Annotated in this window: 23 protein-coding genes; 12 read left to right on the plus strand and 11 right to left on the minus strand. The window is 72.0% G+C overall.

Annotated features, from left to right (window positions below):
• Positions 1-14 precede the first annotated feature (14 nt).
• From C8K30_RS11060 to C8K30_RS11070, 3 genes are all read left to right on the plus strand, one after another.
• Entirely contained in the window at positions 15-800 is a 786-nt protein-coding gene (locus tag C8K30_RS11060; protein WP_108493070.1) for a deoxyribonuclease IV, read from the plus strand.
• Positions 801-1,038: 238 nt separating this feature from the next.
• Positions 1,039-1,902: an NAD(P)-dependent oxidoreductase gene (locus tag C8K30_RS11065; protein ID WP_108492941.1), complete on the plus strand. Its 864-nt coding sequence runs from the start codon at positions 1,039-1,041 to the stop codon at positions 1,900-1,902.
• 201 nt (positions 1,903-2,103) lie between these two features.
• Positions 2,104-2,835, plus strand: coding sequence for an NYN domain-containing protein (locus C8K30_RS11070; protein ID WP_108492942.1), 732 nt, complete (start codon positions 2,104-2,106; stop codon positions 2,833-2,835).
• A gap of 147 nt (positions 2,836-2,982) precedes the next feature.
• Here C8K30_RS11070 and C8K30_RS11075 read toward each other — a convergent pair whose 3' ends face one another.
• Complete coding sequence (locus C8K30_RS11075) at positions 2,983-3,573, minus strand: TetR/AcrR family transcriptional regulator (RefSeq protein ID WP_108492943.1); 591 nt, start codon at positions 3,571-3,573, stop codon at positions 2,983-2,985.
• 146 nt (positions 3,574-3,719) lie between these two features.
• On the opposite strand from C8K30_RS11075, the gene C8K30_RS11080 reads away from it, so the two are divergent.
• Both C8K30_RS11080 and C8K30_RS11085 read left to right on the plus strand, forming a co-directional pair.
• Positions 3,720-4,280: a hypothetical protein gene (locus C8K30_RS11080; RefSeq protein WP_108492944.1), complete on the plus strand. Its 561-nt coding sequence runs from the start codon at positions 3,720-3,722 to the stop codon at positions 4,278-4,280.
• Complete coding sequence (locus C8K30_RS11085) at positions 4,280-5,743, plus strand: NAD(P)/FAD-dependent oxidoreductase (protein ID WP_108492945.1); 1,464 nt, start codon at positions 4,280-4,282, stop codon at positions 5,741-5,743. The genes C8K30_RS11080 and C8K30_RS11085 overlap by 1 nt, the downstream gene beginning before the upstream one ends.
• Positions 5,744-5,818: 75 nt before the next feature.
• On the opposite strand, the gene C8K30_RS11090 is transcribed toward C8K30_RS11085, so the two are convergent.
• The gene (locus tag C8K30_RS11090; RefSeq protein ID WP_108492946.1) at positions 5,819-6,769 is read right to left on the minus strand and encodes a DNA/RNA non-specific endonuclease; all 951 of its coding nucleotides are present in this window, start codon (positions 6,767-6,769) and stop codon (positions 5,819-5,821) included.
• 95 nt (positions 6,770-6,864) lie between these two features.
• Here C8K30_RS11090 and C8K30_RS11095 point away from each other — a divergent pair, with 95 nt between their 5' ends.
• A complete protein-coding gene (locus tag C8K30_RS11095; protein WP_199230439.1) occupies positions 6,865-9,552 on the plus strand; it encodes a phosphoenolpyruvate carboxylase in 2,688 nt (895 codons plus the stop codon).
• A 268-nt stretch (positions 9,553-9,820) separates the two neighbouring features.
• Positions 9,821-10,732 carry a sirohydrochlorin chelatase gene (locus C8K30_RS11100; protein WP_108492948.1) on the plus strand — a complete coding sequence of 304 codons (912 nt, stop codon included), beginning with the start codon at positions 9,821-9,823 and terminating at the stop codon, positions 10,730-10,732.
• A gap of 261 nt (positions 10,733-10,993) precedes the next feature.
• Here C8K30_RS11100 and C8K30_RS11105 read toward each other — a convergent pair whose 3' ends face one another.
• Both C8K30_RS11105 and C8K30_RS31615 read right to left on the minus strand, forming a co-directional pair.
• Positions 10,994-11,926, minus strand: coding sequence for a 5'-3' exonuclease (locus C8K30_RS11105; protein WP_233257109.1), 933 nt, complete (start codon positions 11,924-11,926; stop codon positions 10,994-10,996).
• On the minus strand, positions 11,923-12,048 hold the full coding sequence (locus tag C8K30_RS31615; protein ID WP_255415716.1) for a hypothetical protein: 126 nt from the start codon (positions 12,046-12,048) through the stop codon (positions 11,923-11,925). The genes C8K30_RS11105 and C8K30_RS31615 overlap by 4 nt, the downstream gene beginning before the upstream one ends.
• Positions 12,049-12,065: 17 nt before the next feature.
• Here C8K30_RS31615 and C8K30_RS11110 point away from each other — a divergent pair, with 17 nt between their 5' ends.
• Entirely contained in the window at positions 12,066-12,458 is a 393-nt protein-coding gene (locus C8K30_RS11110) for a hypothetical protein (RefSeq protein ID WP_146197426.1), read from the plus strand.
• 40 nt (positions 12,459-12,498) lie between these two features.
• Here C8K30_RS11110 and C8K30_RS11115 read toward each other — a convergent pair whose 3' ends face one another.
• From C8K30_RS11115 to C8K30_RS11145, 7 genes are all read right to left on the minus strand, one after another.
• Positions 12,499-12,894 carry a CrcB family protein gene (locus C8K30_RS11115; RefSeq protein ID WP_108492950.1) on the minus strand — a complete coding sequence of 132 codons (396 nt, stop codon included), beginning with the start codon at positions 12,892-12,894 and terminating at the stop codon, positions 12,499-12,501.
• 5 nt (positions 12,895-12,899) lie between these two features.
• The gene (locus C8K30_RS11120) at positions 12,900-13,370 is read right to left on the minus strand and encodes a CrcB family protein (protein WP_199230440.1); all 471 of its coding nucleotides are present in this window, start codon (positions 13,368-13,370) and stop codon (positions 12,900-12,902) included.
• A gap of 50 nt (positions 13,371-13,420) precedes the next feature.
• Entirely contained in the window at positions 13,421-13,882 is a 462-nt protein-coding gene (locus C8K30_RS11125; RefSeq protein WP_108492952.1) for a universal stress protein, read from the minus strand.
• A gap of 24 nt (positions 13,883-13,906) precedes the next feature.
• Positions 13,907-14,929: a sigma-70 family RNA polymerase sigma factor gene (locus tag C8K30_RS11130; RefSeq protein WP_108492953.1), complete on the minus strand. Its 1,023-nt coding sequence runs from the start codon at positions 14,927-14,929 to the stop codon at positions 13,907-13,909.
• A gap of 87 nt (positions 14,930-15,016) precedes the next feature.
• Positions 15,017-17,218 carry a SpoIIE family protein phosphatase gene (locus C8K30_RS11135; RefSeq protein ID WP_108492954.1) on the minus strand — a complete coding sequence of 734 codons (2,202 nt, stop codon included), beginning with the start codon at positions 17,216-17,218 and terminating at the stop codon, positions 15,017-15,019.
• A gap of 91 nt (positions 17,219-17,309) precedes the next feature.
• On the minus strand, positions 17,310-20,330 hold the full coding sequence (locus tag C8K30_RS11140; protein ID WP_233257110.1) for a helix-turn-helix transcriptional regulator: 3,021 nt from the start codon (positions 20,328-20,330) through the stop codon (positions 17,310-17,312).
• 77 nt (positions 20,331-20,407) lie between these two features.
• The gene (locus C8K30_RS11145; RefSeq protein ID WP_108492955.1) at positions 20,408-20,638 is read right to left on the minus strand and encodes a hypothetical protein; all 231 of its coding nucleotides are present in this window, start codon (positions 20,636-20,638) and stop codon (positions 20,408-20,410) included.
• A gap of 327 nt (positions 20,639-20,965) precedes the next feature.
• Between C8K30_RS11145 and C8K30_RS11150 the strand changes: the two genes are divergently transcribed.
• The 4 genes from C8K30_RS11150 (at position 20,966) to C8K30_RS11165 (ending at position 25,873) form a co-directional block, all read left to right on the plus strand.
• The gene (locus C8K30_RS11150) at positions 20,966-21,673 is read left to right on the plus strand and encodes a hypothetical protein (RefSeq protein ID WP_233257111.1); all 708 of its coding nucleotides are present in this window, start codon (positions 20,966-20,968) and stop codon (positions 21,671-21,673) included.
• A 149-nt stretch (positions 21,674-21,822) separates the two neighbouring features.
• A complete protein-coding gene (locus C8K30_RS11155; RefSeq protein ID WP_108492957.1) occupies positions 21,823-22,206 on the plus strand; it encodes a YciI family protein in 384 nt (127 codons plus the stop codon).
• A 10-nt stretch (positions 22,207-22,216) separates the two neighbouring features.
• Positions 22,217-23,548 carry an RNA polymerase sigma factor gene (locus C8K30_RS11160; RefSeq protein WP_108492958.1) on the plus strand — a complete coding sequence of 444 codons (1,332 nt, stop codon included), beginning with the start codon at positions 22,217-22,219 and terminating at the stop codon, positions 23,546-23,548.
• A 411-nt stretch (positions 23,549-23,959) separates the two neighbouring features.
• Entirely contained in the window at positions 23,960-25,873 is a 1,914-nt protein-coding gene (locus C8K30_RS11165) for a penicillin-binding transpeptidase domain-containing protein (RefSeq protein WP_233257112.1), read from the plus strand.
• Positions 25,874-25,974: the final 101 nt, after the last annotated feature.

Raw genomic sequence — 25,974 nt, forward strand, 5'->3', positions numbered from 1 at the left:
ATATGGTGGGCTCCATGGTGAAGATCGGCGCACACGTAGACCTGACCGACGCGATCGGCGCGGCAAAGACGCTCGGCGCGGACGCGGTGCAGGTGTTCCTCAGCGACCCGCAGGCCTGGAAGGTCCCGGACCTTCCGTACGAGGGCGGCGCGGAGGTGCTCCGGGCCGACGTCGCGGCGGCCGGCCTGGACCTCTACGTGCACGCGCCGTACGTGATCAACGTGGCGTCGACCAACAACCGCATCCGTATCCCGAGCCGCAAGCTGCTGCAGCAGATCATGGACGGAGCGAGCGCGGTCGGCGCCAAGGGCGTCGTCGTGCACGGCGGGCACGTCACCGCGAACGACGAGCCGGCCAAGGGCTTCGACAACTGGCGCAAGGCCATCGACGCCCTGGAGACCGATGTTCCCGTGCTCATCGAGAACACGGCGGGCGGGGACTACTCGATGGCGCGCCGCCTGGAGCGGATCGAGCAGCTGTGGGCGGCCCTGACCACGGCGAACGGCGGGGACAACGTCGGGTTCACCCTCGACACGTGCCACGCCTGGGCCGGCGGCCTCGACCTCGCGACGGCCGCGGACCAGGTCCGCGCGATCACCGGCCGCATCGACCTGGTGCACGCCAACGACTCGCGCGACGTCGCCGGGTCGGGCGCTGACCGGCACATCAACTTCGGCAAGGGGCTCATCCCGGAGGAGCTGCTGGTGGGCGTTATCGCGGCCGCGGGCGCCCCCGTCATCTGCGAGACCAAGGGCGACATGGCGCCGGACATCGCCTGGCTTCGGGAGCGCCTGGGCTGACGTTCGGCTGCGGCTGTTCCGGAACTGCCAGGAGCTGAACTCCGGAACTGCCGCACTTGAACTCCGGAACTGCCAGGGGCTGAACTCCGAAACCGCCGTCACTCGGGCCGTTCAACAGGTCCGTGCCGGGCTCTCATCGGGCAGGCCGTCCTCGAGGAGCCGCGCCACTACATCGCGAGCGAGCACGCAGGACCAGGTGAGTTCTTACCTGTCGTGACTGCCTGGCAAGATCGGACGTATGGCAACGACGCAGCGGGTAGTGGTCACGGGTGCGAGCGGGAAGCTCGGCCGGTTCGTGGTGGAGCACCTGGCGGACTCGGGGTATGACGTGGTCTCGACCGACCGCGTGGCGCCTCCGCAGGACAGTCCGGGCAGGTTCACGGTCGCGGACCTGACGGACCTCGGCCAGGTGATCGAGCTGCTTTCCGGCGTCGACGAGGGACAGGCGGCCGACGCCGTCGTGCACCTGTCAGCGATCCCCGCGCCCGGCATGGCGACCAACGCCGCGACCTTCCGCAACAACGTGCCCAGCACGTACAACGTGCTGCGGGCCGCCCAGGTCGTAGGCATCCGGAACGTGGTGACGGCGTCGTCCGAGACGGTGCTCGGCCTGCCGTTCGACGTGCCACCGCCGTACATCCCGGTGGACGAGGAGTACGACGTGGTGCCGCAGTCCACCTACTCGCTCGGCAAGTCGCTCGAGGAGGAGATGGCGAAGCACTTCACGCGCTGGGACCCGGCGCTGAAGGTCGCGGCGCTGCGGTTCTCGAACGTGATGCGTCCCGAGGACTACGCCCGCTTCCCGTCCTGGCAGGAGGATTCCCAGGCCAGGCGCTGGAACCTGTGGGGCTACATCGACGGGCGCGACGGCGCGCAGGCGGTGCGCCGTGCGCTGGAGGCCGACTTCACGGGGTTCGAGGCGTTCGTCATCGCCAACGACGACACGGTGATGGTGCGGGAGTCGGCCGACCTCGCGGCCGAGGTGTTCCCGGACGTGCCGCTCAAGCGCCCGCTCCAGGGCCGGGAGACGCTCCTGAGCATCGACAAGGCCCGCCGTGTCCTGGGCTACGCCCCGGAACACCATTGGCAGGACGAAGTCTGACAGTTGTCTGGCCAGCGAGGTTTCGGCCCACGGCTCGCCGGATCCGCCGCCGACCCGTAGATTGCTGACCCGACGGACTGCCCAAGCGTGCCGGGCGCCTCGGACTTGCCAGCCACACATCGGCGGCGAACCAATCTGCTGACAACGCCGCCCGTTCCAAGTTGGGCGGCCTCTTGCCGGATCCAGCCAGGAAGGAAGACCGTGCGGGTAGGCGTCTACATCGACGGCTTCAACCTCTACTACGGAGCTCGCGGCCTCTGCGGGCGGGGAACGGCCGGCTGGCGATGGCTCGATCTCCGAGCGCTCGCCTCGCGGCTCGTTGCTGAGCAGGCTGGCTGGGTCGATGCCAGTGTCATCAGGGTCGTCTACTGCACAGCCCGGGTGAACGGCGCCGATAATTGGATCGGACAACAGGAGCAGGACGTCTATCTGCGTGCCCTCGCCGCCACAAAGTCCATCGACGAACTCGCCATGGGCACGTACGTCTCTAGGGTCGCGACCGCTCCATTGGCGATTGTAGGCAGGCGTGGCCGGCCTGAACTTGTCCATCCCCAGTGGCCGCTCATGGTTCGTGACGGCGGTAATAGTGATTCTCCGGGTGCAACGTTCATGGCGTCCGTCGCCCGCCGCGAGGAGAAGGGGTCGGACGTAAACGTCGCGTCGCACCTGCTGATCGACGTTCTGAGTGGGATGGTGGATGCGGCAGTTGTGATCAGCAACGACTCGGATCTTGAGTTCCCTGTCCGCCACGCACGCGGGCTGGTGCCGGTAGGGCTCGTCAACCCGACCAAGGGTTACCCGGCAGGTCGCCTCAATGATGCGCCCACTGTCGGTGTCGGCTCGCATTGGTGGTATCAGATCAGGCCGGTAGACCTGCACGCTTCGCAACTCGCTCCGACGATCGGCAAAATCAACAAGCCCGGCTCGTGGTGACTGCCACTACACAACCCAGGTTGTGTAAGGCGTATTGCGTATGTCAACATGGAGCCATACCGCCCGCCGACTCTGTCGGCGGGTTTACTTTTTTGGTAGCCATGGTCGAACGGCAGGACGACCTCTGACACGCCCACAACGAGCGGGCTAGCTCGGCAGCGGCGTCCGGACCGCGCTGCCGATGACGGCCTGGCAGCTGCGGAGGAACGAAGCCCCGACCTTTGAGGGGTCGCCGAGGTAGCCGGCGACCATCACCCCGTCGCGGAGCAGCATCAGGTCCTCGGCGATCGCAGCGGGATCGGCCAGCCCGAGCGGCGCGACGAGCCGTTCGAACGCACTCGCCCACCAGCCGCGGTGTGCGTCGACGACCTTGCGGACGGAGCTGTCGCGGTCGGGGTACTCGGCGGCGGCGTTGATGAACGGGCACCCGCGGAAGCCAGGTTCGCAGGCTGCCATGCCGGTGTGCTCGGCCATCAGGCGCAGCGTGGCGTCGACATCGCCGTCGCCGTGGGCGATGGCCGCGTCGACGCCGTCACGTTCGCCCTTCGCGCGAGACTCGAGGTACGCGACGATCAGGTCGTCCTTGCTCTGAAAGTGCCGGTAGAACGTCACCTTCGTGGTGCCCGCGCGATCGATGACCTTGTCGACGCTCACGGCACGCAGCCCCTGCGCGTAGAACAGCTCGTTCGCCGCCTCGATCAGGCGTTCTCGCATGGACCCTTGCACGGTCGCGATCATACGTGGCTCCTCTCAGCACTCCCCTTGCGCCCGACGGGCGTCGATGTGTACTGTCGCCATCGGTAGAGTTACTAGTCATTCTACCTAGATGTATCGCCGAGGGAAGGGCGCCCCCGAGCCTCGGCCTCGACCGAAAGGGAACTCCGATGTCCACCACTGCGGAATCGACTGCAGTAGCCACCGCTACTTCGCTGAAGAACCTGTACTTCGTCCGATTCGGCTTTGCCATCGTCTGGGCGGCCGGGATGTTCGCCGTCGGGAAGGAGCTCGGCCCGGTCACCATCGCGCTGCTCGTGCTGTACCCGCTGTTCGACGTCGCCGCCGCCGTCGTCGACTTCCGGTCCGCCAAGACGGCCCGACCCACGGTCGGCCTGTACTTCAACATGGCCTTGAGCCTGCTCACCGCCATCGGGCTGGGAATCGCCGTCACCTCGGGTATCCCTGCGGTGCTGCGCGTGTGGGGTGTCTGGGCGGTCACCGCCGGGCTCGTCCAGCTCATCGTCGCCGTCCGCCGCTACAAGCTCGGTGGGCAGTGGGCCATGATCCTCAGCGGCGGCATCTCCGTGCTCGCGGGGTCGAACTTCTACCTCACCGCCGGCACGCCCAAGGGCGTGCTGACCTCGGTCGCCGGGTATGCGGTCCTGGGTGGCATCTTCTTCCTCGTCTCCGCGCTGCGCCTGAACCGTGTCGCGAAGAAGGACAGCTGATGACCGAGAACACTTTCGACGTAGTGGTCATCGGCGCGGGCCCGGTCGGCGAGAACGTCGCCGACCGGATCGTGCAGGGCGGCCTCACCGTGGCGATCGTGGAGAGCGAGCTCGTCGGCGGCGAGTGCTCCTACTGGGCCTGCATGCCCACCAAGGCCCTCCTGCGCGACGCCGCCGCGCTGCGCGCCGTCCGGAGCCTTCCCGGAGCGCGCGCCGCCGTGACCGGAGAGCTGGACGCGGCCGCCGTCCTGCACCGTCGCGATGCCTTCGCCTCGAACTGGGACGACGGCGGTCAGGTCGCCTGGCTGCAGGGCGCCGGCATCTCCCTGGTCCGCGGCGTCGGCCGGATCAGCGCGGCCCGGACCGTCGAGGTGACGGGCGCCGACGGCGATGTGACCGTGCTCGAAGCGCGACACGCGGTGGTCATCGCCACCGGCAGCAGCGCCGTCCTCCCGCCGATCCCCGGGCTGGCCGACGCCGCACCGTGGACCAGCCGCGAGGCAGCGGCCGCCAAGGCCGTCCCCGGACGGCTGGCGATCATCGGCGGTGGCGTGGTGGGCACCGAGATGGCCACCGCGTTCTCGGCCCTCGGGGCGCAGGTCACGATGATCGCCCGCGACGGGCTGCTGCCCACCGTGGAGTCCTTCGCGAGCGACCTGGTGGCCGAGACGCTGAAGGCGCAGGGCGTGGCGCTGCACCTGCTCACCGAGCCCGAGAGCGTCCGTCGCGACGAGACCGGTACGGTGCACGTCGCCCTCGCCGACGGCACGACGCTCGACGCCGACGAGGTCCTGGTCGCGACCGGCCGCAAGCCGAACACCGGCGATCTCGGCCTCGAACACGTCGGGCTCACCCCCGGCGCCTGGCTGCACGTGGACGACTCCCTGCGGGTCGACCAGCTCCTGCAGGTCGTCAACAGCGACGGCACCCCGGTCGACGACGGCTGGCTCTACGCCGCGGGCGACGTCAACCACCGGGCGCTCCTGACGCACCAGGGCAAGTACCAGGCCCGGGCGGTGGGCGACACCATCGTCGCCCGCGCCACCGGCGCCCCCGTGGATCTCGCCCCATGGGGCAGGCACTCGGCCACCGCTGACGAGCGCGCCGTGCCGCAGGTGATCTTCACCGACCCGGAGATCGCCGCCGTCGGCCACACCGCCGCCTCCGCAGAGGCGGCAGGGCTCCGCATCCGCGCCGTCGAGTACGACGTCGGATCCGTCGCAGGCGCCTCCCTGCACGCCGACGGGTACGCGGGCCGGGCCTGCATGATCGTCGACGAGGACAGGAAGGTGCTCGTCGGCTTCACCGTGGTGGGCCCCGACGTCGCGGAGCTGCTGCACGCCGCGACGATCGCGATCACCGCGGAGGTGCCGATCGACCGGCTGTGGCACGCGGTCCCCGCGTACCCGACGGTGAGCGAGATCTGGCTCCGGCTCCTCGAGACCTACGGCCGTGCCGCCTAGCGACTGGTCTCCCTTGTTGTGTGCGTGATCGCTGCGCCCAAGACTGGCGGCAAGATCACGCCCACAACAAGGGGGCTAGCCCGGTAAAAGGGGGAGCGCGATCTGGTCGCTCGTCCTGATCTCCGACCAGGCCCGCGCCCGGGGGAGCCGGTGGATGGTGATGTCCGTGGGCCGGCTGCCCGACGGCGTCGGGGGCGGCACCGCGAGCACGTCCGCCCCGGGCAGCGGGCCGAGATCCAGGCGGGTCAGCGCCGCGACGTCGGGCACCGGGACCTGGTAGGTCCGGAACGGGCCCAGCGGCGGGATGTCGTCCCGGGCCAGGGCCTGGGCGGTGATCTCCTGGAGGCGTGCGTCCTCGAGCTGCGGGGTCTGGTCCAGCACGAACGCCGTCGCCTGCAGCACGCCGGGTCCGTTGACGGACGCGCCGCCGTCGGCCACGCGATCGTCGGACGCGCGGGCCACGCCGCCGTCGGACGCCGCGCCCGGCCCCACCCACGCGACGACCTTCCAGAACAGGCGGGGGATGCGGACGCCGCGGTAGAGCGGGTCGTCGGCCGCGAAGACTGGTCCGGTGTGCACCACGAGCCGATGGTCGTAGGCGGCCGCGTACTCGAGCACGTGGTCCTCGAGCCCGTTCCACAGCTCCTTGGACTGGTTGAACCTGTTCACCTGCGGCGCGGCGTTCGTGTAGGTGAACGTGTCGTGGTTGGCCCGGGCCGCGGTCTCGGCGTCGCCCCAGACCGGGTCGAGGCGACGCACGAGGTGGCCGCGGTCGAGCGGGTTGCCCGAGTACAGCTCGCTGCCCGACTGCTCGCCGGTCGGGACGCGGCGCTCCAGCCGCCACCGGCCGGACCGGCGCAGCGCCAGGAGCGCGGCGCCGTCGACGACGCAGGCAGTGGCCGCGGCGAGGCGGCGGCTCGGGTCGAGCAGCACGGAGAAGTGGGTGTAGTCCAGGACACGTACCTCGACCGGCGAGACGGGGAGCGGGACGGTGAAACCGAGGAACTCTGCGTCATAGCCGGTCACAGGAAGACAGCCAACCAGAGTCAGCCAGGTCATGACCAGACCAACAACCGGACACGATGAACGGGCAATGGCAATCTGGTCCTAGGCTCTAGCCCGTGAGTGAATCAACTCAGACCGTTCGCGGCAACGCCCGGCACGAGGTACCCGACCCGCTGCGCGAGGACGTGCGCCTGCTCGGCGGACTTCTCGGCAGGATCCTCCGCGAGGACGGGGGCCAGGACCTGCTGGACGACGTCGAACGTCTCCGCGAGCTGACCATCCGCGCCTACGGCGACCCGTCGCCGCACGCGCTGGACGAGGCCGCGGACGTCGTGGCGTCCTTCTCGGTGGAGCGTGCCGAGCAGGTCGCCCGTGCATTCACCTGCTACTTCCATCTCGCGAACCTCGCGGAGGAGTTCCACCGCGTGCGCGTGCTGCGCGCCCGGGAGGCCGAGACGACTACCGGTCCGGCCGTCCTGGAGGACACGATCCCGGCCGCGTTCGCGCAGCTCACCGAGGAGGTGGGGCGGGACGAGGCGCTGCGCCGGCTCGGCGAGCTGGAGTTCCGGCCGGTCCTCACCGCGCACCCGACCGAGGCCCGCCGTCGGGCCATCAGCGGGACCATTCGCCGCGTCTCGGACCTCCTGGCCGAGCGGGACACGCGCCGCCTCGGCGGCGTGACCCTCGCCGAGAACGAACGGCGCATCCTCGCCGAGATCGACACGATGTGGCGCACCGCGCCCGTGCGGACCAGCAAGCCGTCCGTGCTCGACGAGGTGAAGACCGTGATGGGCGTGTTCGACGCCGTCCTCGTGGACGTCTTCGGCGACGTGTACCGGCGCCTCGACGACTGGCTCCTGGCCGACGACGCCGGCCGCGTCTCCCCCGTCGCGAAGCCGTTCGTGAAGCTCGGGACCTGGATCGGCGGCGACCGTGACGGCAACCCGAACGTCACCGCGGAGGTCACGCGCCAGGCCGCGGCGCTGGCCGCGGAGCACGCCCTTGCGGCGCTGGAGCGGCTCGCGGTCGAGACCGGGCGCAAGCTGACCTTGGACGCGGAGGGCACGACGCCGTCGTCGGACCTGAACGCGCTGTGGCGGCGGATCCGGCAGCTGTCCGAGGACGTGGCCCGGCGCGCCGAGGAGGCGTCGCCGAACGAGCCGCACCGCGCGGTCATGCTCGCGATCGCGGAGCGGATCGCGGCCACCCGGTCGCGCGACGCCGACCTCGCGTACGCGAACGCGGAGCTGCTCGAGGCGGACCTGCTCGTTGTGCAGGACTCGCTGGTGGCGACCGGCGCGGCGCGCGCCGCGTACGGCGACCTGCAGCGGCTGGTCTGGCAGGTGCAGACCTTCGGGTTCCACCTGGCGGAGCTCGAGGTGCGGCAGCACTCGCAGGTGCACGCCGCGGCCCTCGACGAGATCCGCGAGCTGGGGGTCGACGGCGCGCTGAGCGACCGCACCCGCGAGGTGCTCGACACCTACCGTGCCCTCGGCGCCATCCAGCGCCGGTTCGGCGAGCGGGCGGCGCGCCGCTACATCGTGTCGTTCACGCAGGCGCCGGAGCACCTCGCCGCCGTCTACGAGCTGGCCTCCTACGCGTTCGCGGACGACCCCGAGGCCGGGCCGGTGATCGACGCGATCCCGCTGTTCGAGACCTTCGCGGACCTGCAGAACTCGGTGCCGATCCTGGAGGCGATGCTGACGCTGCCCGCCGTGCGGAAGCGGCTGGCCGAGAACGGCCGGCGCGTCGAGGTGATGCTCGGCTACTCGGACTCGTCCAAGGACGTCGGCCCCGTTGCGGCGACGCTCGCCCTGCACGACGCCCAGTCCCGGATCGCAGAGTGGGCGCGGAACAACGACCTGAAGCTGACCCTGTTCCATGGCCGTGGTGGCGCGCTCGGCCGGGGCGGCGGCCCCGCCAACCGGGCCGTGCTCGCCCAGCCGCCGCACTCGGTGGACGGCCGGTTCAAGCTGACCGAGCAGGGTGAGGTCATCCTGGCCCGGTACGGCGACCCGGTCATCGCGTCCCGGCACATCGAGCAGGTGGCCGCGGCGACCCTGCTGGCCTCAGCGCCGTCGGTCGAGGCGGTCAACGAGAGCGCGGCGGCGAAGTTCGCCCCGCTCGCCGAGGCCCTCGACGCGACGTCCCGCGCACGGTTCCACGAGCTGGTGAAGGCCGACGGGTTCCCGCAGTGGTTCGCGCAGGTCACGCCCCTGGAGGAGGTCGGCCTGCTGCCCATCGGGTCGCGGCCCGCCAAGCGCGGCCTCTCGGTGAACTCACTCGACGACCTGCGCGCGATCCCCTGGGTCTTCTCCTGGTCGCAGGCCCGCATCAACCTCGCCGGCTGGTTCGGCCTGGGTACGGCGTTGGCCACGGCCGGTGACGTCGAGCTGCTGCGCGCGGCTCGTGCCGAGTGGCCGCTGTTCGCGACCATGCTCGACAACGTCGAGATGTCGCTCGCCAAGACCGACGAGCGGATCGCCGCGCAGTACCTCGCGCTGGGTTCGCGCGACGACCTTGCGGCGATGGTGCTCGACGAGCTCCGCCTCACCCGGGAGTGGGTGCTGAAGATCAGCGGCAACGAGTGGCCGCTCGCGTCCAAGCGGGTGCTCGGCCGGGCCGTGCAGCTTCGGTCGCCCTACGTGGATGCCCTGTCGTTGCTGCAGGTCCGCGCGCTGCGTGGGCTGCGGACCGGGTCCGACGGCGGCTCCGCGGTGGACGGCGACTACGCCGGCCGGCTGCAGCACCTGCTGCTGCTGACGGTCAACGGGGTCTCGGCGGGCCTGCAGAACACGGGATGAGTTGGGGTCCTTGGTTGGGGTCGGTCGGATGCGGGGGTTCTGGGTGCGAGGTCGGTCCTTTGCCGTGAGGTCGGTCGCATGCGGGGGCTCCGGGCGCGAGATCGGTCCTTTGCCTTGAGATCGGTCCATTGAAGGGCCGATCTCAAGGCAAAGGACCGATCTCAGTGACGGGTGTGGTGCAACCGACCGAACTCAACAGAAGATCTCAGGGCACGCGCGCCGAGCCGGGCGCCTGACAGCAGGATTCCAGCGCACACAGGGAGAAGCGATGGCCGCAATTCTGATCGGGACGTCCCACGGGACCGACGACCCCGCAGGCCAGGCCGCCGTGCGCGCGTTGCTCGACGGCGTCCGCGCAGCGCGGCCCGAGCTCGACGTGCGCGAGGCGTTCGTGGACGTGCAGCAGCCGGAGGTCGGCGAGGTCCTGGCCGGGGCCGTACGGGACGCGGGTGCTGTGGGCGCGGGTGCGGCGTCGTCCGACGGCGGGCCGGCCGCCGTCGTGGTGCCGCTGCTCCTGTCGACGGGGTACCACGTGCGGCACGACATCGCGCAGGCCGTTGCCGCCGTCAACGCAGCTGGTGCTCCAGGCGGTAGTGCTCCAGGCGGTGGTGCTGCGGATCGTAGTGCCGCGGGTGGTGCTGACGCTGTCGGTGCAGACGCGGTCGCCCCCGATGCGGCCGGCGGTGGGCGCATCGCGGTCGCGGCCGAGCCGCTCGGGCCGCACCCGCTGCTCGTCGAGATCCTGGCCGACCGGTATGCCGCCGCCGAGGCGGCGCACGGCCCGTTCCGGTCCGACGACGCCGTTGTGCTCGCCGCGGCCGGGTCCTCGGTGGCCGCCGCCGCGACCGCCGTCGAGGAGGTCACGAGCGCGCTGGCCCAGCGGTTGGGGCGCGCCGTGACGCCGTCGTACGGGGCGGGCGCGGAGCCGCGCGTCCCCGCCGCGGTGGCCGCGGCGCGAGCCGGTGTGCCCGGTGCGCCCGGTGCTCCAGGTGTGCCCGGTGCGGCGCGCGTGATCGTCGTGTCCTACCTGCTCGCGCCTGGGTACTTTCTGGACCGGGTGCTGGAGGCGGGCGCCGACGTCGTGACCGACCCGGTCGCCGGCCCGGCCGAGGCCGACAAGGCCGACCCCCGCCTGGTGCAGGTGGTCCTGGACCGCTACGACGCGGCCGTCAGCTCCTGACCTACCGGTCAGCCGTACAGGTCAGCCGGCCTCTCAGACGTGCGGGCCACCCGTGCGGCCCGCACGCCGGACACGCCAGGACGGCTCACGCCCAGCCGAACGCCGCCCGCACCCGCTCAACGCTGGACCTCAGGCCCAGCCGAACGCCGCCCGCACCCGCTCAACGCTGGACCTCAGGCCCAGCCGAACGCCGCCCGCACCCGCTCAACGCTGGACCTCAGGCCCAGCCGAACGCCGCCCGCACCCGCTCAACGCTGGACCTCAGGCCCAGCCGAACGCCGCCCGCACCCGCTCAACGCTGGACCTCAGGCCCCACTGCGCCGTCAGCGCCTCCAGCGCGCCCGGGTTGGCAGGCGCCTTGGGCACCGCCGGATCAAAAGTGGGTAGCGGCGCGTCCCGCGCCACCTGCACGACGACGGGTGCGACCTGCAGATAGGCATCGGCCTCCAGCAGGCGACGACGCTGCGTCGAGGTCAGGCCCTTGTCACCGGCGTCCCGGGCCGCGAGGATCCCGGCCAGCGTGCCGTACTGGGCGAGCAGCTTCGCCGCGGTCTTTTCACCGACGCCCGGTACGCCCGGCAGGCCGTCGCTCGGGTCGCCCCGGAGCGTCGCCATGTCCGCGTAGGCCTGCCCGGAGGCGACGGCGTACTTCTCGGCCAGCCGCTGCTCGTTCACCACGTCGGGGTCCCGGATTCCGCGCGCGGGATACAGCACGCGGACGCCGGCGGCGTCGTCCACCAGCTGGAACAGGTCGCGGTCGCCCGTGACGATGTCCACCGGCCCGGCTCCCTGCTCGACGGCGCGGGTCGTCAGGGTCCCGATGACGTCGTCCGCCTCGTAGCCGGGAACGCCCACCCGCGCTATGCCGAGCGCCGCCAGCAGGTCCACGATGATCGGCACCTGCGCGAGCAGTGCCTCGGGCACCTCCTCGATTCCGGTGGTGCCGGGCACCTCCCGCGCGACGCGGTGCGCCTTGTAGCTCGGGATGGCCTCGACGCGGAAGGCGGGGCGCCAGTCGTCGTCCCAGCACGCGACCATGCGGTCGGGACCATGCGTCGTGGCGAGCCACGCGATCGTGTCCAGCAGGCCGCGGACGGCGTTCACCGGCATGCCGGAGGGGGCGCGCAGCGAGTCGGGGACACCGAAGAACGCGCGGAAGTACAGCGAGGCGCTGTCGAGGAGCATGAGGCTCATGCGGTGAAGCCTGCCACGGCCCACTGACACGCGCCGTCGAGCGCGAACAGGCGTGCGTTGTCGTGCGTCAGGACGGTAGCGGGCACCAGGCGGCGGCCCGGCCAGGGGCCAAATCCGGGCATGGGCGTAAAGTCCGGTTATGGCGAGCAAAAAACAACAGGTGATCGAGGTCGTCGAAGGACTGGGCCTCGGCATGGCGGCAATCGGCGAAAAGCGAGTCACCTCGTCGAAGGACGGTCTTGAGCCCGCGCTGAATCACGCATGGTCGCACTGGGACCACACGAGCGACTACCCGCTGATCGAGCGGGCGCAGCGGCCCGCCAACGAGCTCTGGGCAGGGATCGCGGGATCGAATCTACGGACGAACGCGGCAGTCGTCTGGCGGGAAGGCGACGGCAGCTTCGTCGTCGACATCACGCTGACGAACCGGACGCCCGACGAGGCGGCCCGCTTTGTCGGCGATCGACCGCTCAACGAGTGGAAGGCGCTGGCGGCGCTCTTCCTCGGCGAACTCGAGGCCGGCGAGGGGTAGGTCCGTCGCCTGCTCGCACTCCTGCGCCTCGTGCGAGCGGTCAGCCGAACATCCCGCCTACCGCGACGCCGAGGCCTGCCGACAGCACCGTCAGCAGCAGCGTGCCGAGGGTGTTCGCCAGCGCGAGCCGCATCCGGCCGGACTGGGCCAGGCGCACGGATTCCACAGTGGCTGTGGAAAACGTAGTGAACCCGCCGCACAGGCCGGTGGTGAGGGCGAACTGCACCAGGAGAGCGACATCACTGGGCACACCGTGGTGCGCGAGAGTGAAGAACAACGTCGAGAACACGCCGATGAGGAACGAGCCCGACACGTTCACCACGAATGTCCCCCACGGGAACCCACCGTTGTGCCGGGCGCGGATCTCGCCGTCGACCATGAACCGGGCGGCGGCGCCCACGGCACCGCCGACCGCCACCACGAGCAGCTCGAGCATCGGTGTCACCTGCCCTTCCGGCGGCGGTCGGCGCGCGCGGCGATCGCGATCCCGCCGAGGCAGGCCGCCGTGCCGCCCGCGATGGTGAGCACCACGTAGAGCAGGGCGAGCCAGCCGAGCCCGGCGGCGAACAGGCGTTCAGTCTCCAGCGCCAGTGTCGAGTAGGTGGTGTACCCGCCGAGCACGCCCGTGCCGATGCCGATGCGGATCTTGCGGCGTCGAACGGTCTCGCGGCCGCGGCGGCCGAGGGCCTCCAGGAGGTACCCCAGGGCGAGCGCGCCGGAGATGTTCACGACGAGCGTCCCGACCGGGAACCAGAGGATCGTCTCGCCAGTGCTGCCCGGGAACATCCTGGTCAGGGGCGTCAGCAGGATCCCGGCCCACATGCTCACCAGATACCGGGCGACCGACCCGCCCGCACCGCCCAGCGCGACGAGGCCCACGTACCGCCAGTCGCGGTGCGGTGCACTCTTCACGCGGCGAGTCCCCTCATGGATGCTCGAAAGGTCTGGGAAGAACCTATCGCTCACGGGGCCGACGTCGTCTCGGGGAGCACGACCACCGGCCGCTGCTGGTTGTGGATGAGCCGCCCGGCGACGGTTCCGCCCACGAGGTTCGTCGTCCAGCCACGCAGGCCCGGGCGCCGGGAGCCGACGACGATCATCACCGCCCCCACCTCGTCGGCCACCCGCCCCAGCTCGGCCGCCGGGTCGCCGGCGCCGCGCAGAGCACTCCAGGGCAGGCCGACGTCGACCATCGCCCGGTTCAGCCCTGCCAGGACGTCCGCGCCGTACGCGTCGGAGGACACGGCAATGTCCGGGTCCACCGACACGGTGAACCCCCGCGAGTCCGAGACGGCTGTCTCGTCGACCCACACGCATACGAGCTCGATCAGGCTTCCACCCAGCGACTGGACGAGCGACGCTGCCCGCCGAGCCAGGTCCGGGTGCTTGTGGTCAACGCCGACCACTACGGATCGCACAGTCACCCTTGTGAGGGTATGGGTAAATGCCTAGTCGAGGTGGTCCGGCAGGCCGAATCGGGGAAACCACTTCTCCGTGTCGATGAATGTGGTGATGCCGGTGATGTGCTTGCCGTCGTTCTCCAGCACCACGATCCCCCACGGGAAGTGGCCGCCCTTCGGGTCCGGCCGGTACTGCGCGAACCCCGGCGTGCCGTTGACGTGGATCGGCATACAGCGCGAACCCTCGCACCCGTGGCCGGGCCCGGTCATCCACGCCTGGATGTTCTCGATGCCCTCCAGCCACATCGCGTAGGGCGGCATGTTCATCACCGCGTCCTCGCGGAGCAGGTTGGCCAGTGCGGCCATGTCGTACCGTTCGAACGCCGCGACGTACCGCTCCAGCAGCTCGGAGTCGTCGGCCGACGGCTTCTCCGACGACTCCGAGGTGCCGGACCGGTCCGGGGCCTTCTCGGCGAGCGTGGCCCGCGCCCGCTGGAGCGCGCTGTTCACCGAGGCCACCGACGTGTCGAGCAGCGTGGCGACCTCCGCCGCGGGCCAGCGCAGCACCTCGCGCAGGATCAGCACCGCGCGCTGCTTGGCCGGCAGATGCTGCAGGGCGGCCACGAACGCGAGCCGCACCGACTCCCGCGCGACGGCGGTGTCCGCGGGGTCGCTCGCACCAGGCAGCACGTGCTCCGTCGGGACCGGCTCCACCCACGCGTACTCGGGCAGCACCGTCGCGAGGCTCTCCTCGACCGGGTCGGCCGCAGCGCCGAGACCCATGGGGCGCTCCCGCTTGGCACGGCTGGAGCCGAGCTGGTCGAAGCACACGTTGGTGGCGATCCGGTACAGCCAGGTGCGCAGGGAGGAGCGGCCCTCGAACCGCTCGTACGACCGCCAGGCGCGCAGGAGTGTCTCCTGCACCGCGTCGTCGGCGTCGAACGTGCCGCCCAGCAGTCGGTAGCAGTATCCGGTGAGCTCGCGGCGATACACCTCGAGCTGTTCGGAGAGCTCGGCTCCGGCCAGGTCCTCACCGAGGCTCTGCTTGGGATGTGACGCTGTCTGTGCCATAGATCACACCGTACGCGGCACCACTGACACGCCGGAGGGGGATTCGTTCCTGACCGAAGTCCTCGGTCGAAAATTCACCCGGTCGGGTCACCCAAGATCGAGCTCGAACCAGACGGTCTTGCCGATCCGTCGCCGGCTTCCGCGCGGAGCGCCGGTCCGGTGAGCAGCCTGGTCCTCGCCGTGCCGGTCCACGCCCCACCGGGAAGCGAGCCGCTCCAGGAACTGCACGCCACGCCCGCCGAACTCCGTGACCGTCGGGTCGCGCAGCTCGGGCTGCGTGGTCGACGAGTCGCGCACTCCCACCCGCAGCCGGTCCAGGTCCACCTCGACGGTGGCCGTGAACGGTGCCTGCCCGTGGTCGACGGCGTTGGTCAGCACCTCCGACGTCAGCAGCATCACCGTGCGGCGCAGGGGCATCGGGATGCCGCAGCTCTCCAGCACGTCGTCGACCCAGATGCGGGCCGGGCCGACGTCGCACAGCGACGGGGCCAGCTTGCGCTCCGCCGTGGCGGGGCGCCCGAGCGACGGCGGGCCCGACGGGGCCGCTGCCCGCACCCGGACGGCGAGCACTGCGACATCGTCCCGCTGGTCGTCCGAGGCGAGGCGGCGGACGAGGGTGACGGGCAGGGCGGCGGTGGCCGTGTCGCCGAGCGCGCCGAGCGTCTTCTCCAGGCGGTTCAGCCACTGGTCAGGGGTGGTGCCACGCTGCTCGGCGAGCCCGTCCGTGTAGAGCAGGAGGGTGTCGCCGGGGTGCAGCGTGGTGACGTGGTCGGAGCGTTTCGACGTCGGCCGCACGCCCAGCATCATGTCCGGCAGCACCGTCAGGCGCTCCACCGTGCCGTCCTCGCGGAGCACGAGGGGCGGGGGGTGGCCGGCACTGGACCAGGTGAGCTGGTAGGAGGCGCCCGGCATCCGCTCCAGCCGGGCCACCACGGCGGTCCCGCTGGCGAGCAGCCCCAGGCCCGAATTGGCCTTGTCGAGCAGCGACAGCAGGGCCGACGGCGACTCGTCGTGGCTCCACGCGAACGCGCGCAGCAGGGACCTGAGCTGGCCCATCTTCGCCGCGGCACGCATGTCGTGGCCGGTCACGTCGCCGATCATGAACATGGTCGCGTCGTCGTCCACCGCCACGGCGTCGTACCAGTCGCCGCCGATCTGGTCGGAGCGGGTGGCGGGCGAGTACGTCGCCGCCATGTCGAGGTGCGGCACCTCGGGCAGGCGGCTGAGCATCGCCCGCTGGAGCGTCTTCGCGGACTCGCGCCGCTCCTCAAGCAGCCGGGCGCGTTCCAGGGCGTGGCCCGTGTAGTGGGAGAGGCCGGTCTGGAGCGCGTACGAGTCCTTGTCCGGCCCGCGGTCGCGCTCCCACGAGAGTGCTATGACGGCGACCACTGCACCGGCGGTCACGACGGGAAGGAACGCCCGGGCGCCGATCTCCGGGTCGCAGAGGTCCTTGACCAACGGGAACGCCGAGAACATCTCCTCGCCCGTCCGGAAGAACACGGGCCGGCCGGTGCGGGCGGCCTCGGCCAGCGGCCGTGCCTCGTCCAGCTTGGCCTGGCGGAACCGCTGCGGGAGCTGCGGCTCGGCGTGGACGAGAGACCGGTACGTGATGCCCCGGCCGTCGGCGTCGGTCAGGGCGAACGCGCAGTACCGCGCGCCGATCCCGGCGGTTCCGACCTCGACGATGACCTCTTCGACCTGGTCCATCGTGTTCGCGTTCGCGAAGGCCTCGCTCAGGGAGAGCAGGAAGCGGCTGCGGCGGTTCGCCCGGACCGCCGTCTCCTGGATGCGGCGCGCGCGCTCCCGCTCGGCGCGCAGGCGCAGCTCGGCGGTGCAGGCGGCGGCGAGGTCGGCGAGGGAGGCCAGGTCGTCCTCGGACCACTCGCGCGGCTCGTCGACCACCGCGCACAGCGCACCGACGGCGCGGCCACGCAGGTCGAAGACCGGGTAGCCCGCGACCGCGACGAGGCCCATCTCGCGGACGAGATAGTTGTCGCGCAGCAGGGGGTCCTGGCGCGCATCCGACGTCACGACCGGTTCACCGTGCTTGGCGATGACGTTCGTGAGCGTGCCCGGGTACTGCAGCAGGCGGTTCGACTGCATGGGCTCCGGCACCCCGGACGCACCCGCGAGGACCTGGCCTTCGCGCACGGCGAAGTAGACGACGGCGGCCGGTACCTTCAGGTGGCGTCGAACCAGGCGGGCAAACCGATCAAAGGCCTCATCCGCTGTGGGAGCACCAAGACCGACGTGCTCAAGGTCTCGCAGCGCCTGGAGGTCCGTCGGCATCTCCTCAGTATTGCGAGAGAAGTACGCGTGCGCGATAGATGTACCGGATGTGTCCCTTTTGCACCGGGCAGGTAGCCTGTTGGTCCGACGATCACACCTCGAGCAGGCCTCGCTGGTGCGCGAGGCTCACCGCCTCCGCCCGTCCCGAGGCGCCGAGCTTGGCCAGCAGGTTGGACACGTGCACGCTCACCGTCTTGGTCGAGATGAACAGCCGCTCACCGATCTGCCGGTTCGACAGCCCCTGCGCCACCAGGCCGAGCACCTCCTCCTCACGCTCGGTGAGGGTGGACGCCGTCGCGCGGCGTACGCCCGGCAGGTCGAGCCGCGCTCGCCGGGCCAGCGCGCGGACGGCGTCGGCCAGGGGTTTCGCGCCCATGTCCTCCGCCTCCGAGAGCGCCTCGGCCGCCTCGACCTCCGCGGCCTCGCGCTCGCCCGCGCCGAGCAGGGCCTCGGCCCAGCGGTAGCGCGAGCGCGCGACCTCGTAGCGGTACCCGAAGTCGAACGCGTTCACCGTGTCCTGCCAGGTGGCGGCGGCCTCCCGCCACAGCTCGCCGGACGTCGACTCGCTGCGCTCGGCCCCTGTGGCATGGCCCACCGCCGCGTGGAGGCGGGCGTTCTCCGCGGCGGCCCGCACCAGCCAGGCGCGCCCTTCCGGCCCGAGCACGCCCCCGCGCGGACGTCCCCGCTGCGCGGTCTCGCGGGCGATGGCAAGGAGCGAGTCGCCGCGGTCCAGGCGTTCGGCGGCGCGGGCCTCGACAGCGGTTGCGGCGGCCGAGCCAGGAGCACCAGCGCGTCCGGCCGACCGGTCGGCCTCGGCGGCGTCGGCCAGGGCGGCGATCGCGAGCGCGGACAACCAGATCCGGGCGAGGAACAGCTCGGACCACACCTCGCCGAGGTGGTTGGTGATCCGCTCGGCAAGGGCCGCCGCGTCGTCGTACCGCCCGGCCCAGGTGAGTGCGTCGACGAGGCAGCCGCCGCCGAAGAGCGCGATCATCCCGTCGCTCTGCCAGTGGTCGAACAGTGCCTCGCCGCGGGCGATCACGTCGTCGTCGCCGCGCGCGACCGCCGCGTACAACCGGCTTGCGTCCATGACGTGCTTGGACGTCGCGGGAACACCATCGGTGGGCCGCGACGTCAGGTCGCCGCTGAAGTAGAGCATGACCTCCTGCAGGATCCGCAGGTTGACGGTGTGCGCGCTCCAGGCCAGCCCCAGCTCTTCAGCCCGGGCGAGCGCGAGGCCCACTCGGCGCTCGGCGGTGTCGAGGTCGCCCGCGTAGAAGCGGTTGGCCGTGGCGTTGTAAAGGGTGCGCATCTCGGTGAGGACGTCGCCGGCTTCGACGGCGGCGGTACGGGCCTCGTCGAGGAGCGTCGCGGCCCGGTCGGGGTCGGCGACGTCGAGCACGGCGAGGGTGGACAGGGCGTCGGCGAGGGCGTCGGACTGCCCGATCTCCCGCGCCTCGTCGATGGCGCACGCGGCGTGCACCCGAGCGTCGTCGTCCCGGTCGAGGATCATCGTGACCCGGGCCAGCAGCGCGTTCGTCCAGATCCGCTCCGGGCTGCGCTCCGGCAGGATCTCGAGGGCGGCCCGGAGGTCCGCCACCGCGGCTTCGGCCTGGCCGGGCTCGTCGTCCCAGGTCGGCAGGTCGAGGTACCGGCGCACGAGCACGTGCTCCAGCCCGGCCCGGCGCACGGGGTCGTCGACGCCGTCGGCCGCGCGCTGCGTCAGCTTGACCGCGCGCATCGGGTCGCCCGCCCGGGCAGCCGCCTCGCCCGCCGAGAGTGCTACGTCCACCCGGTCGCTGCCGATCCGCTCCTCGGCGTCCGGGACGGACTCCCACAGGGCCAGCACCTGCTCCCAGTGCCTCAGCTCCTCCTCGGGGGCGAGCAGTCGGCGGGCCCGCAGGGCGGCGTCGCGCGACGCGCTGAGCGCCGCGGGCAGGTCGTGGCCCTCGAAGGCGTGGTGGGCCCGCTCTGCCGCGCTGCCGATCGGCATGCCGTCGGGCCCGTCTTGCTCGATCACCGCGAGGTAGGCGCGGTGCACCGCGGACCGTTCGCCCGGCAGCAGGTCGGCGTACAGGGCCTCGGCCAGCAGCGCGTGGCGGAACTCCAGGTGTCCGCCGGACACCACGAGGACCTGCTGGGTCACGGCCTCGCGCAGGGCGGCGTCGATGTCGAGCGCGCCCCACCGGGCGGCAGCGGCTCGCAGCAGCTCCTCGCGCACCCGGCGTCCGGCGACCGACGCGATGCGCAGCACCTGCTGCACCTCGGGGTCCAGCCGTTCCAGCCGCGTGCGGAGCACCTCGGTGAGCGTCCAGGGGAGGCTGGCCGAGTCCGGGCCGGCGTCCAGGAGCTCCTCCGCGAAGAATGCGTTGCCCTCGGACCGGTCCAGCACCTCGGCGAACCCCGCGGGCGCCAGGGGACTACCAGCCAGGGCGGTCGTGAACTCGCGCAGCTCGTCCTCGTTGAACGGCTCCAGGTCGATCCGCTCGACGTGCTCCAGCCGGGACAGCTCGGCGAGCAGCGGGCGCAGCGGGTGGCGCCGGTCGACGTCGTCCGCCCGGTAGGTCACCACGAGCAGGACGTTCTCCGACCGGGCGCGGGCCGCGAGGAACCGCAGCACGTCGCGCGTCGAGGCGTCGGCCCAGTGCGCGTCCTCTACCACCAGCACCAGCGGCCGCTCGGGCACGCCGGCGACCGCGAGGCTGCGCGCGATGCCCTCGAAGAGCTGGAGCCGCTCGTCATGGTCGGCCTCGCCGCTCCCGCCGGGTTCCAGGAGACGCCACAGCGCCGGCCGCTCCGCCACGAGCTCGGCGACCCGCGCGGCGGCATCGGGCCCCGCGGCCCCGGCCTGCAGCTGGGTCAGGGCCTCGGTGAACGGCAGGTATGGAATGCCCACCTGCCCCAGGTCCACGCAGTGCACGACGACGGCGCTGGCCCCCGCCTGCTCCGCCGCGTGAGCCACGTGACTGATCAGGCGGGTCTTGCCCACGCCGGCGTCACCGCCGACGAGCGCCATGCCGGGCCGGCCGGCCGAGGCGCGCCCCACTGCCAGCAGGAGAGAGGCGACCTGCTCCTGCCGGGAGACCAGGGGGATTGTCGTGGACCGTCGCACCTGCACATCGTCCCACCGCTCACTGACACTCCCCCCGGCCTCTCGCGCCTCGGTACCCAGCTCGGTACCCATCCCGGTCAAGCGAACAGGCCGCGATGCGAGGCGGACGCGGGGCGCATGCCCGCGATGCCCTTCTTGATCTGCTCGGCGCGGCTCGCGTTCGCCCGGCGCTCCGCACGCTTCTCCGCCCGGTGCTCCGTACGGTCGTGGCGGTCCGAACCGCTCTTCCGCTGGCTTCCCCAGGCCTTCTTGGCCGCGGCCTGCCGGTACTCGATCTCCGCTTCTACCGCGGGTCCCCACAGCGACATGATTCCTCCGGATGTCCCCGGCGGGCCGTGTGCCCGTCCGGCTGATGAGGAAGACACTCGTCCTGAGGCGTGGGGGTCCGGATCGGGCGTTCGGGCAGTCCTGGGCGGCGGGGTACCTCAGACCGGCGTCTGAGGTACCTCAGACGCCGGTCCGCTGGGCCTGAGGTGGCCTGAGGTCCGTGCGAAATGCCTCCGACGAGACGTCTGAGGCACCTCGGAGCGACGTCGGAGGGGCGAGATTCAGGCGGTTCACAGCCCCACTATTGCGATCTACGTCACACCAGACGCACACTGGGACAAGCAGCGGACCCAATTCGGGGGTGGATCGTGACCGGAACCGAAGCTGGAACGTACGACATCTTGCCCATGCTCGGCCGTGGGAAGCACCGCAACCCCAAGAAGGGCGCGTGCTTCATGGAGCTCGCATCCTTCCTCGCAGGCGAGAAGTGGAGTGACCACCCCGCCTGCACGCACCCGCTCATCGCCATGCTCGCCCGCGCGGTGAACGACCTCACGGCGGACCATGCCCGCCCGCAGCTCGCACCACTCATCCCGTCGGTCATCGGCCTGACCAGCACCGACCCGCGCTGGGACGTGCGCATCGCGCTGCGCGCCGCGCAGACGGCGCTGCCGGTCTCGCCCGCGGACCGGCAGCAGACGCTTGCCGTCGCCATCCTCGGCTCCGAGCGCATGCTCGACGTCCTGGAGGACCGCCCGGCGGGCACGCTCGCACCCGAGAGCAAGGACGCGCTCGCGGCCGTGCCGAAGACGGCGGCCTGGGCCGAGCGGTTCTGCGCAGGCACCAGCGTGCGACCCAAGCGGTTCGTGCGCGACGCCGCACCGAGCGTGGTCTCCACCGCGGTCCAGGGCATCTCGGAGGCCTTCGTGCCCGACGTCGACGCACGCCTCCGTGACCTCCTCGCCGCCACGATCGCCGATGCGCGCCGATGGGCCGGAAACGCGGACGACGACGCCCGCACGCTCGACCCGCTGGCGTGGGGCCCGGCAGTGAAGGCGGCGCCGACAACCGCCTGACACACCCGGCTGAAGGGGGAACCGGGCCGGGGCGCACCAGGGGGCGCCCCGGCCCGAGTCGTGCCCGACGGATCCTCCGGACCTGTCGATCGGGCGTCCGCGAGATCGTCACCCCGGTGTCAGACAGACACCGACCGGAGGACAGAACCATGCGATACACGATCCTGCTGCACTACCCGGAGATGACGCCGGACGACCTCGATCCCGGCGGCTGGGAAGAGGGGCAGCGCGAGTTCGACGCCTACGCCACGGCCCTCGACCAGGCCGGGGTGCTCGTCTCGGCGGAGGTGCTGCAGCCGTCGTCGTCGACCACTACCGTCGCCGTGCGGGACGGCGAGCTGCGGATCCAGGACGGCCCCTTCGCCGACACGAAGGAGCAGCTCGGCGGCACGTTCGTCGTCGACGTGCCGGACCTCGACGCCGCGCTCGCGTGGGCGCAGAAGGCGCCGTCGGTCCAGTGGGGCACCGTGGAGGTGCGCCCGTCCGCCACCCACTTCGAGAACGGCGCGTGGACGACCATGGCCGGGATGTGAACCCGGCGTCGTGACCGACGGGACTGAGGTGCGGGCCGCCGCGGAGGCGGCGGCCCGCACCTCGTACGGCCGCCTGCTGGCTCTCCTCGCCGCGCGCGACGGCGACATCCAGCGCGCGGAGGACGCCCTCGCCGAGGCGTTCGAGCGGGCCCTTCGGCACTGGCCCGACGACGGCGTGCCCGACAACCCCGACGGCTGGCTCCTCACCGTGGCGCGCAACCGGCTGCGCGACCTGTACCGCTCCGCCGCCCACCGCACCGCCGCCCCGCTCGACGGCGGGCCCGAACCCGCCGTCCTGCCCGACGAACCCGACCCGGATGCGATCGGGGACCGCCGCCTGGAGCTCATGTTCGTCTGCGCCCACCCGGCCATCGAGGCCGGCATCCGCACGCCGCTCATGCTGCAGACCGTGCTCGGCGTCGAGGCCCGGGACATCGCCGCGGCGTTCACCGTCCCCGCACCCACGATGGCGCAGCGCCTGGTCCGGGCCAAGCGCCGCATCCGCGACGCCCGCATCCCGTTCCGCATCCCCGACCGCCGGGAGGCGCCCGACCGCCTGCCGCCCGTGCTGGAGGCGGTGTACGGCGCGTACGCGATCGACTGGCGTGGCGCCGCGCCGGAGGTCCGCGGATCGCTCACGGGCGACGCGCTCACCCTCGCCCTGCTGCTCGCGGACCTGCTGCCCGAGCCCGAGGTGCTCGGCCTGGCCGCGCTGCTCTGCTTCTCGCTCGCCCGTGTGGACGCCCGCGAGGCCGACGGCGCCTTCGTGCCGCTCGACGAGCAGGACGTCGCCCGCTGGGACACCGCGCTGATCGAGCGCGGCGAGGCCCTGCTCCGGCGCGCGCTCGCGGGTTCGGACGCCGGTTCAGGCGCCGGGTCCCGCGCGGGGGCCGGTTCAGGTGCCAGGTCCAGCAAAGGCGCCGGTTCCGGCACTTCGTCCGACGCCGGGCCCGGCGGCCCGCCCGGCCGGTTCCGGCTCGAGGCCGCCATCCAGTCCGTCCACTGCGCGCGGGCGCGCACCGGGCGCACCGACTGGCCCGCTCTCCTCACCCTCCACCGGGCGCTGCTCCACGTCGCACCGACGCTCGGCGGGCGGGTGGCGCTCGCGGCCGTCGTCGCCCGGGTCGACGGCGCGGCGGCGGGGCTGGCCGCGCTGGACGAGATTGCGGCGTCGGAGCCGGCGGCGGGCAGATTCCAGCCGCTGTGGGCGACCCGGGCGCACCTGCTGGCCGAGGCGGGTGCGGCCGACGCCGCCCGCGCGGCGTACGAGAAGGCGCGCTCGCTCACGACCGACCCGGCCCTGCGGGCGTTCCTGGCGGACCGGAGCGCCGCGACCGGGTGAAGTCGGTGCCGCGGTCACAAACCTCGACCCCGTGGCTCCCTACCTCGTAGCTGAAGCTCGCCACGCGCCCTCGGTGCCACCGACGGCACCCGGACGCGTGACGTCGAAGGGCGGGGCCGCAGATCCAGGGGGTTCGGCGGCCCCGCCTCATTTCACCCGGGCCCGCTTCATTTCGCCTAGGAAATTACACGCCGTGATCATGGTCCCGCCCTTAGGCTCCTGGGCATGAGCGGACACCCTTCACCTCATCTGCCTGCGGATGGTCATGCACCGGTTCCGCCTCCGCCAGGTGGGTACGCCCCGGCGCCTCCGACGGGTGGGTACGCCGCGATACCTCCGGCAGGCGGCCCGCCGCCCGTCGTCCCGGCACCCCGGCGAAAGGGTCGCCTGGCGCTGATCATCGTCGCCGTCGTGGTTGTCCTCGCGGCGGCCGGCGCCGGGGCCTGGTACCTGCTCCGCCCGCCGCCGATCCCCGCCCCGGAGCCCGCCGCCGAGGAGCTCGCGGTAGCGCTCCAGGCGGGCACGCCCGCGGACTTCCCGCTCACCATGGAGACGTCGGCGTCGCCGGACGAGCAGTACGCCCTGGTGTTCGAGCAGCTCCTGGCCGCCGTCGGCGAGGATGCCGGGACCGTCAAGGTCAAGAGCGTCACCCCGCTCGAGGAGGGCGACGGCGGCACCGCGACAGCGACCGCGACGCTCGCCTGGTCCTGGCCCGTGGCGACCGAGACCGCCTGGGAGTACGAGACGGTCGCGCAGCTCACCTACCCCGGCCCGACGGACGGCGAGGCCGGGACCTGGGAGGCCGCGTGGGAGACCGGCGTGCTGGTGCCGGGCCTGGAGGCGGGCGAGCGGCTCGCCGTCGAGCGCACCGAACCGGCGCGCGGCGAGATCGTCACGACGAGCGGCGAGACGATTGTGGGCATGACCCCCGTGCACCGCGTGGGCATCGACAAGACCCGCCCGGGCTGGGACACCGCCGCGGCGAAGCTCGGGAACGTGCTGGACTTCGACCAGGCGACGACCGACGACATCGCCGCACAGGTCCAGTCCGCGGGCGACAAGGCGTTCATCGAGGTCATCACGATCCGCGAGAACGACCCGGAGTACGACTTCGACGCCGCCATGGCGATCGACGGCGTCGTCGGGATCCCGGACGAGCTGCCGCTCGCACCGAGCCGCGACTTCGCGCGGGCCGTGCTCGGCTCGGTCGGCGAGGCGACCGAGGAGATCGTCGAGGAGTCCAAGGGCACGATCAAGCCGGGTGACAGGGTGGGCGTCTCGGGCCTGCAGGCCGCCTACGACGAGCAGCTGCGCGGCGTGCCCGGCCTGGCCGTGACCATCGAGCCCGCCGAGGGCGGAGAGGGTGAGAGCCGCGAGGCGTTCACCATCGAGAAGACGGACGGCGAGCCTCTGACGATCACGCTCGACCCGGCCGTGCAGCTGCGCGCCGAAGCGGCGCTGGCCGACTTCGGCGACCTGGCGAGCGCGATCGTCGCGATCAAGCCGTCGACCGGCGAGGTGCTCGCGGTGGCGTCGGGCCCGGGCTCCGAGGGGTACAACACGGCGACCCTTGGGCAGTACCCGCCGGGGTCCACCTTCAAGATCGCGACGTCGCTCGCGATGCTCCGCGCAGGGACCACGCCGGACACGACGCTGCCCTGCACCGAGACGATCAACGTCGAGGGCCGCACGTTCAAGAACGTGCCCGGATACCCGCAGTCCGCGATGGGCGACGCCGTGCCGTTCCGGACCGTGTTCGCGAACTCGTGCAACACCGCCTTCATCTCGCAGCACCAGGCGATCTCGCAGCAGCAGCTGCACGACGCCGCCGCGGCGCTCGGCCTGGGCGTCGAGGCGACGGCCCTCGGCGCTGCCGGCGTGTTCGGCGACGTGCCCGCCGAGGCGGCGGGCACGGAGCACGCGGCGTCGATGATCGGACAGGGTCAGGTGCTGGCCACGCCGCTCGCGATGGCGACCGTCGCGGCGAGCGTCTCAGCGGGCCACACGGTGTCTCCGTGGCTGGTGAAGCCGTCGGACGAGGAGGCGGACGAGGCCGCGGCGGGCGACCTGACCGCGGACGAGGCGGCGACGCTCCGCGACCTCATGGGCGGCGTGGTGCAGGAGGGCTCGGGCACGGTGCTGCAGGACGTGCCGGGGATCGTCGGCGCCAAGACCGGCACCGCCCAGTTCGGCGACGGCACCAAGGCCCACGTCTGGATGGTCGCGATCGCGAACGACCTCGCGGCGGCCGTGTTCATCGAGGAGGGCGAGCTCGCCTCGACGGTGGCTGCCCCGGTGATGCACGACTTCCTCACGGGGAGCTAGCCCTCGCCGCCGAGGTGGAACCAGGGCAGAACTCTGGCGAGACAGAGCTGGGGCGAGGCAGAAGCGCGGCATCCGCTGCGGTTCTGCCTCGCCCCGGTGTC

This window comes from Promicromonospora sp. AC04 (assembly GCF_003058225.1).
Classification (GTDB): domain Bacteria; phylum Actinomycetota; class Actinomycetes; order Actinomycetales; family Cellulomonadaceae; genus Promicromonospora.